At 44.1% G+C, this 6156-nt stretch carries 6 protein-coding genes; 2 read left to right on the top strand and 4 right to left on the bottom strand.

Annotation, left to right across the window (positions count from 1 at the left end; translation table 11 throughout):
• Positions 1-602 precede the first annotated feature (602 nt).
• The 3 genes from PHQ97_15795 to PHQ97_15785 all read right to left on the bottom strand — a co-directional run bounded on the left by PHQ97_15795 (position 603) and on the right by PHQ97_15785 (position 2323).
• On the bottom strand, positions 603-776 hold the full coding sequence (locus PHQ97_15795) for a hypothetical protein (protein MDD4394195.1): 174 nt from the start codon (positions 774-776) through the stop codon (positions 603-605).
• 148 nt (positions 777-924) lie between these two features.
• The gene (locus PHQ97_15790; protein ID MDD4394194.1) at positions 925-1776 is read right to left on the bottom strand and encodes an IS66 family transposase; all 852 of its coding nucleotides are present in this window, start codon (positions 1774-1776) and stop codon (positions 925-927) included.
• A complete protein-coding gene (locus PHQ97_15785) occupies positions 1760-2323 on the bottom strand; it encodes a DUF6444 domain-containing protein (GenBank protein MDD4394193.1) in 564 nt (187 codons plus the stop codon). The genes PHQ97_15790 and PHQ97_15785 overlap by 17 nt, the downstream gene beginning before the upstream one ends.
• 23 nt (positions 2324-2346) lie before the next feature.
• On the opposite strand from PHQ97_15785, the gene PHQ97_15780 reads away from it, so the two are divergent.
• Both PHQ97_15780 and PHQ97_15775 read left to right on the top strand, forming a co-directional pair.
• Positions 2347-2661, top strand: coding sequence for a winged helix-turn-helix domain-containing protein (locus PHQ97_15780; protein MDD4394192.1), 315 nt, complete (start codon positions 2347-2349; stop codon positions 2659-2661).
• Positions 2662-2833: 172 nt separating this feature from the next.
• On the top strand, positions 2834-3166 hold the full coding sequence (locus tag PHQ97_15775; GenBank protein ID MDD4394191.1) for a transposase: 333 nt from the start codon (positions 2834-2836) through the stop codon (positions 3164-3166).
• An 810-nt stretch (positions 3167-3976) separates the two neighbouring features.
• Here PHQ97_15775 and PHQ97_15770 read toward each other — a convergent pair.
• Positions 3977-5839 (bottom strand): sigma 54-interacting transcriptional regulator, encoded by a 1863-nt coding sequence (locus tag PHQ97_15770; GenBank protein MDD4394190.1) that lies wholly within the window; start codon positions 5837-5839, stop codon positions 3977-3979.
• Between the last annotated feature and the right edge of the window lie 317 nt (positions 5840-6156).

Here is a 6156-nt window from a genome sequence, read left to right as displayed (position 1 = left end):
TCCAGTGATTGCGCCAGCAGCATGGATCCTACCAGAAAAAAAGGAAGACTTTTACCGCAGATGATATAGCGTTTCCCGCTTCCTTTCACCAAAAAATACATTCCCACGCCGAGAGCAAAATATGCGAAAATAAAGAAAATAAGACCGATTGCCATAGGTGACATAGTAGTACTACCTCCTTCATCTGGATCTGTTTTATTTGTAATAAATAAAAATTTCGGTCGGAATTAAAGCATGTGGTAACTGTAATTCCAACTCATTATGATCGGATGTTCAGGGGAGAATTTAACGCTGGTCAATACAGGGAGTGGATACTATATTCAATAAAGATCCCGGATGAAGTTTCAACGCCATTGCTGCATATTCAGTCAGATATGACGTTGGTACGGGTTCTTTATGGATTCAAACCCCGCATATTTTCCCCGGCAGATCGATCACGTCTTCCTTTGCCCGAAGAAAAACGCGATCCATTTTGTCGGTCAATTGCTTATTTTCAAATCAAAACAGTTTTGTTCATCATGAAATCTTCGATGTTGATCCGTTCGACTACCGCGCCGCGTTTTTCTATCTGGGCGACGAAATAGTTCATCTGCTCGTTGGCCTTATCGATCATTTCCTGAGGGAAAGGGCCCCAGGAACCGAGGGGATAACCGCCAGCCGGACGGATCATACCACCATGCCGGCTCCGGTGCGGGGATGTTGGTGCCTTCGGGTCTTCCGATAATAACGCGTTTGAGCGGATCCCATTCATTCCATGAATTGACTATTTTTGCCATTTCCGTACTCCTTTTTCTTTTTATCTGAAATTTGAAATTTTTTTTTCCATAGTCCAATTATCAGACATGTTGCATCAACTTTTTTTTACGAATGTGTCGTTGATATATAAAATTAAATACCGGTAACTATTCAGGGGGGGGCAGAAAATTATCCGAGCCAGTTTAAATTCGGCGTCAGTTCTTTGAAATAACATTTGATGGAATCATGTAAAATTTGAAAGGGTGCCAGCCCCTTTATACGGCATGTTTGTTTGAAGGACAAAATCCGTTCGACCCATCGGTTACCTTTATCGCTCTGGGTTCCGTTACTTCGTTTTCGCCAGAGCACACTAAAGCGCAACGCACGTTCTGCCCGATTATTAGTGGGTTCAACTCCGTTTTCTTCAAGAAAAACCCATAGAGAATCGATCTCACGACCAAGACTGCGGGCCAGTTGACCGGCCTCATCGTCAGCACCTTCATAAAGGATCAACAGCAGGGTAAAACGGGATATGAATTCGGTCCACTTTTTTTCATTCGGAGGCTTTTCCCCCCAACTGCAAAGCAGTTGGAGCTCGGACTTTATATTAGTACCAAACGTTCTGATCGATTCGTTTTTGCTTTCGGATAGCGCGGTGGCCTTTCGAATATAGTGAGCCAGACAAGTCTGTCGATGATTGACCCAGTTGCGGTAAACATTATAGCCATCACTGACTAATATGCTTTTCCAATTTTCGATCAGCTGATCAAAGGCAGCTTTGGATCTGTTCGGATGAATCAAGAAAAAGGCCGCGTTTTCATTGACCATGGTCCACAGCCATCGAAGTTTCCCGCCTTCTTTCCAAGACGTTTCATCTACATAATTTACCAAAGAGGATCTGACGATTTCGGCAATTCGGTCATAGGCCGGTTCAATAGCACATGATACCCGATCAATAATGTTTTGAATCGCACCGATGGAAATGGGAAAGCCGAAAACCGATTGACAAAAACTTTGAACCGTCTCACGGCATGGCACCATGCATGCCACTTAATTCGCCAACAGCAGCGCAGAGACTGGAACCATAACCGGTTTGATTCTCTTTTGGTATACTGGCTTTGACCGTTTTACCGCAATTTGAACATGTGCCCTGATGAAGAATAAAATGAGTTACGTCCATTTTAATTTCAGGCAACTCGATGAATTGATGTGTATAAAACGGTTTTAAACTCTCGCTGTCAAAGTGTGTCCCACCACAAATGCATTGATGCGGATAGAGCGGAACTTCCTCGGTGGGCTCAAGAAGAGTTTGTTGATGGCCCTTATGACCTTTTTGGCCACCCCGTTTTCTCGTTTTCTTTTTGTCTTGCTTTTTGGGTTTGTCAAACGGGCTCTCAGATGACGGTGGCTTACTGGAATTTTGAGAATTTTGTTTTACTCGACCTTCAAGCTTTTCAGTCCGCTTTTCCAGCTGTTCCAATCTGGATGTAAGTTTAACAATCGCCTGCTCCTGTTGTACGATATATTTCCGAACAGGTTCTGGCGTGGCAAGCCAGTCAGCTTTTGAAAATGGTCGTTTAAATTCCATGCTGTGAGAATATCATACAAAAAATGGAAAATATAGCGTTTTTTCAGTGGGTTAATAAACAGGAAAAGGAACTTAAAAAGGCCCTTGTCGATAAAAACCCCGACCAACTCAAACTTCCTTTTGCGCTGTGGACACGCCGGGCCGTTCAACAATTAGTAAAACAACTCTGGTCGATCAATATGCCAATCCGCACGGTAGGAGAATACCTGAAACGTTGGGAATTTACCCCTCAAAAGCCATTACGTCGGGCCTATGAACCGAACCCGGTCGCGGTAAAAAAATGGCTGGCGGATGATTATCCGGCTATCGCCGCTAAAGCCAAAACAGGAAAAAACTGAAATTCACTGGGGAGACGAAACCGGCCTGAGATCTGACAGCCAAAATGGCCGAAGCTATGCGCCTTGATGAAAAACGCCGGCCATTGTGCTTTCTGCTAAACGGAAACGAATCAACATGATCAGTTCGATTACCAATCAGGGCACGGTGTGATTTATGATTTATAATAGCGCTATGAATTCCAAAACATTGATTAAGTTTCTGAAACGTCTGGTAAAGGATGCTACCCAGAAAGTCTTTTTGATTCTGGATAATCTGCGTGTGCATCACAGTAAGCCCGTCAAAGAATGGGTTGAAGCGCATACAGATGAAATCGAATTTTTCTTTTTGCCGTCCTATTCACCAGAATTGAATCAGAACGAATACTTGAATTGTGACCTGAAGGCCGGGGTTCATTCGGGGTCCTCCTGCCAGAACTCAAGAGCAATTGAAAAAGAAGACGATTTCCCATTTAAGGATGCTCCAGAAAAAGCCAAAAAGAGTGGCGAAATACTTCCACCATCCTAAAATAGCTTATGCAGCATAATTGGTTAATTTGATTGCCGGGTTAATAACAATGGCTGAGAAAGAATGGTAATCAAAAATAATTCTGCAAAACAAATGCCAGGATTTTAAAAATTAAAAAATATTTTTTTGTCCATAATTTCGTGATGTTATAAATTAAAAAACAATCAGGCATAAAATGAAATACACATTGATTGTAGCAGTGCTACACATCTGTCAATCTCACTTGTGTCCGGTGTCCCGAAGTATTCCTGCACAATTTTGAGAATCATTACCGATCAGCAGTGTGTGGCATGCCGAAATAAATAACTCTGTAAAGCGTCATCTATTGGTGAAAACCATTAATCGGGAATCGGACAGATAATAATTTTTTCAGGGGTGATACGCGCGTTCGCTCTTCGGAGAAAAGGGATCCGTATGGCGGGTATATTATTTGCCTTCTTTCGAATCCGGACAAGCCGGGGCTCAGAAATTTTTTTGAATGATCTGAAATTTTTTTTAAACCTGATTGGTTACTGGCGTAAGAAATTTTTTTAAAGAAGAATCCCGGGGGGTGGGGGGGGAAAATTCATCACGCTGATGGCATTGAGCGTAGCGTTTAAAACAAAAAAGTATAGTAGTTTAGACAGGTGCCTTTTGAGGGATCCTGCAGCGCGTGAAAAGTCCTGTCGAATTTCAGGAGGCAATCCGTCCGCTGAACAAACAGCGTATTCACGGGCAATACCACACGTTGGATGCTGATCAAAATTTCGGACAGTTTTGGGGGGGGGGTACTCACCACTTTCCTCCTCACCATTGACATCTTTGTTTGTGTCACGATTTGCCTGCCATGGGCCTGCTGATATTGTAAGTTTGACACCTTCGATACATCGTCCACCGGCTGATTGCCAGAAGACGGGCCGCCTTTGAAATATTCCAATCGGTCTTCTCAAGGGCTCTCAGAATCTGATCCGGGCCACTTTCCGTTCGTTTTTCAGACAATTGCTTATTGGCATGTATGAAATTTCGGATATCTGAGGGAAGATGATCCATTTCAATGATCTGGTTCCGACAAAGCACAAAGGCTCTTTCGATGACATGCGCCAGTTCCCGGACGTTTCCAGGCCATGGATAATTCATAAAAGCCTTCTGTACCTCATCCGATACGCCCGAAATCTGTTTTTTATAACTTTTGTTAAAAACGTCGCAAAAATGGCTTACCAGCAGAGGAATATCATCATACCGTTTGCGCAAGGGCGGAAGTTCGATTTCAAATACGTTGAGGCGGTAATAGAGATCCTCACGGAACAGGCCCTTTTCTATCAGTGCTGCCAGGTTGCGATTGGTTGCTGTGATAACGCGGGCATCCACTTTTCTCGGACTCGTTTCCCCGACCCGTTCGACCTCCTTTTCCTGCAGTACCCTTAACAGCTTTACCTGTATGTGAGGTGAAATATCGCCAATTTCATCCAGCAGGATCGTACCACCTGCGGCCGCCTCAAAACGACCGATTTTATCTCTGTCAGCCCCGGTAAATGCCCCTTTGGCATGTCCAAACAGCTCGCTTTCCAGAAGATTTTCAGAAAGGGCCGAACAATTGACCGTTATATACGGCCCGTTCGCCCGGGTACCGGCATAATGCAGGGCTTTGGCGACCAGCTCTTTTCCTGTACCGCTTTCGCCTGTAATCATAACCGTCGTGCTCTGATCGGCCAGCATCTCCAGGAGGTGATAAATTTTCTGCATTTTTTCATTTTTTCCGACGATATTGTGAAAATGATGCCGTTCTTTCAATTCTTCCTCAAGGTGGGTGAGCCGGGTAATATCACGAATTACCAGAACAGCTCCCAGGAATTTCCCGACGCTGTTTAACAACGGGGAGCTGTTGACCATAGCAATCAGTTTGTTCCTGTCGTGGTGCCCGCATTCGATATGGTAATTTCGTATGGTTTTGCCGGCGTTCAACGTTTTTTTCAACACTTCAACGCACGATTGATTGCATTGGCTTGCGCAATCGATAAATGGCCGGCCGATAACGGCTTTGATCCCGCAGATATGTTCCACGGCCTTGTTTGCCGAAATCACGTTCATTTGGGTATCTACAGTGACAACAGCATCCTGTACACTGCTGAAAACTGACTCCAGACGGCTGCGATGTTTTTCCAGCTCCTCTTCGTACATTTTGTTCTCAATTGCTTTGGTAATAATCTGACCCGCCGTGGTCAGAATATACACATCCTCATCTATCCAATTGCGATAATACCGGCACTCATCAAATCCCATAAATCCGTAAAACTCACCTTTGATGAACAACGGAAAATTTAAGGTGGATTTGATTTCCCCGGCCTGCATTCTTTCTTTAAATCTCAGAATCGGGCTTTCGTGCACGTTCGAACAGTTGATGATCTGGCCTTTTTTGAGTTTTTCCGCACCCCACGGAATGGATATAGTCAGCTCGCCAAGCTCTTGGAGCGAGGCGATGCCTTTGCCTACCCATTCACAAATGCAGGAGAAGGTTTCGGAAAAAGAATTATAAGTAAAAATAAAGACGCGGCTGACATCCAGAATGTTTCCCATGCGATGCAGAGATGACTTCAAAAAAACCTGCAGATTATCGAACGATACGGCCTGATCGGATATTTCGGCCAGCATTTTTTCATAGGCGATTCGCATTTCCAGTTTTTCTTCGGCCTGCATCGTTTTACACTCCCTTTTCGGACAGTTACTTTTTTTCTCCCGGACCAGTTCCCATATAAAATTTTTTCACCAGTTGATGACTATAAATCATGCAAAATGCATGTACTGAAAAATATGAACCTGTCTGAAACGTTACAGAAAGGGGGTGGCCAGGGCGGCTGGACCTGCATCCGCCCTGACCGGACAAAGGTTATAAGGGTTTATATTTTTAGTATTTGCCTGAGATAACGGCTTCATCTTCCGGAATATAATGGATCATCTCATGCTTTGACGCATGTTTTTCTTGCGTTGCCAGGCTGACTGCCACCATGACAACC

Source organism: Desulfobacterales bacterium, assembly GCA_028704555.1.
In the GTDB taxonomy this organism is placed as follows: Bacteria; Desulfobacterota; Desulfobacteria; order Desulfobacterales; family JAQWFD01; genus JAQWFD01.
This window is presented reverse-complemented; position numbering and strand designations above follow the sequence as displayed.

Coding starts and splice junctions, on each gene's coding strand:
- PHQ97_15780 (MDD4394192.1), top strand. CDS start 2,347: ATGGAAAATATAGCGTTTTTTCAGTGGGTTAATAAACAGGAAAAGGAA.
- PHQ97_15795 (MDD4394195.1), bottom strand. CDS start 776: ATGGCAAAAATAGTCAATTCATGGAATGAATGGGATCCGCTCAAACGC.
- PHQ97_15775 (MDD4394191.1), top strand. CDS start 2,834: ATGAATTCCAAAACATTGATTAAGTTTCTGAAACGTCTGGTAAAGGAT.
- PHQ97_15790 (MDD4394194.1), bottom strand. CDS start 1,776: ATGGTGCCATGCCGTGAGACGGTTCAAAGTTTTTGTCAATCGGTTTTC.
- PHQ97_15770 (MDD4394190.1), bottom strand. CDS start 5,839: ATGCAGGCCGAAGAAAAACTGGAAATGCGAATCGCCTATGAAAAAATG.
- PHQ97_15785 (MDD4394193.1), bottom strand. CDS start 2,323: ATGGAATTTAAACGACCATTTTCAAAAGCTGACTGGCTTGCCACGCCA.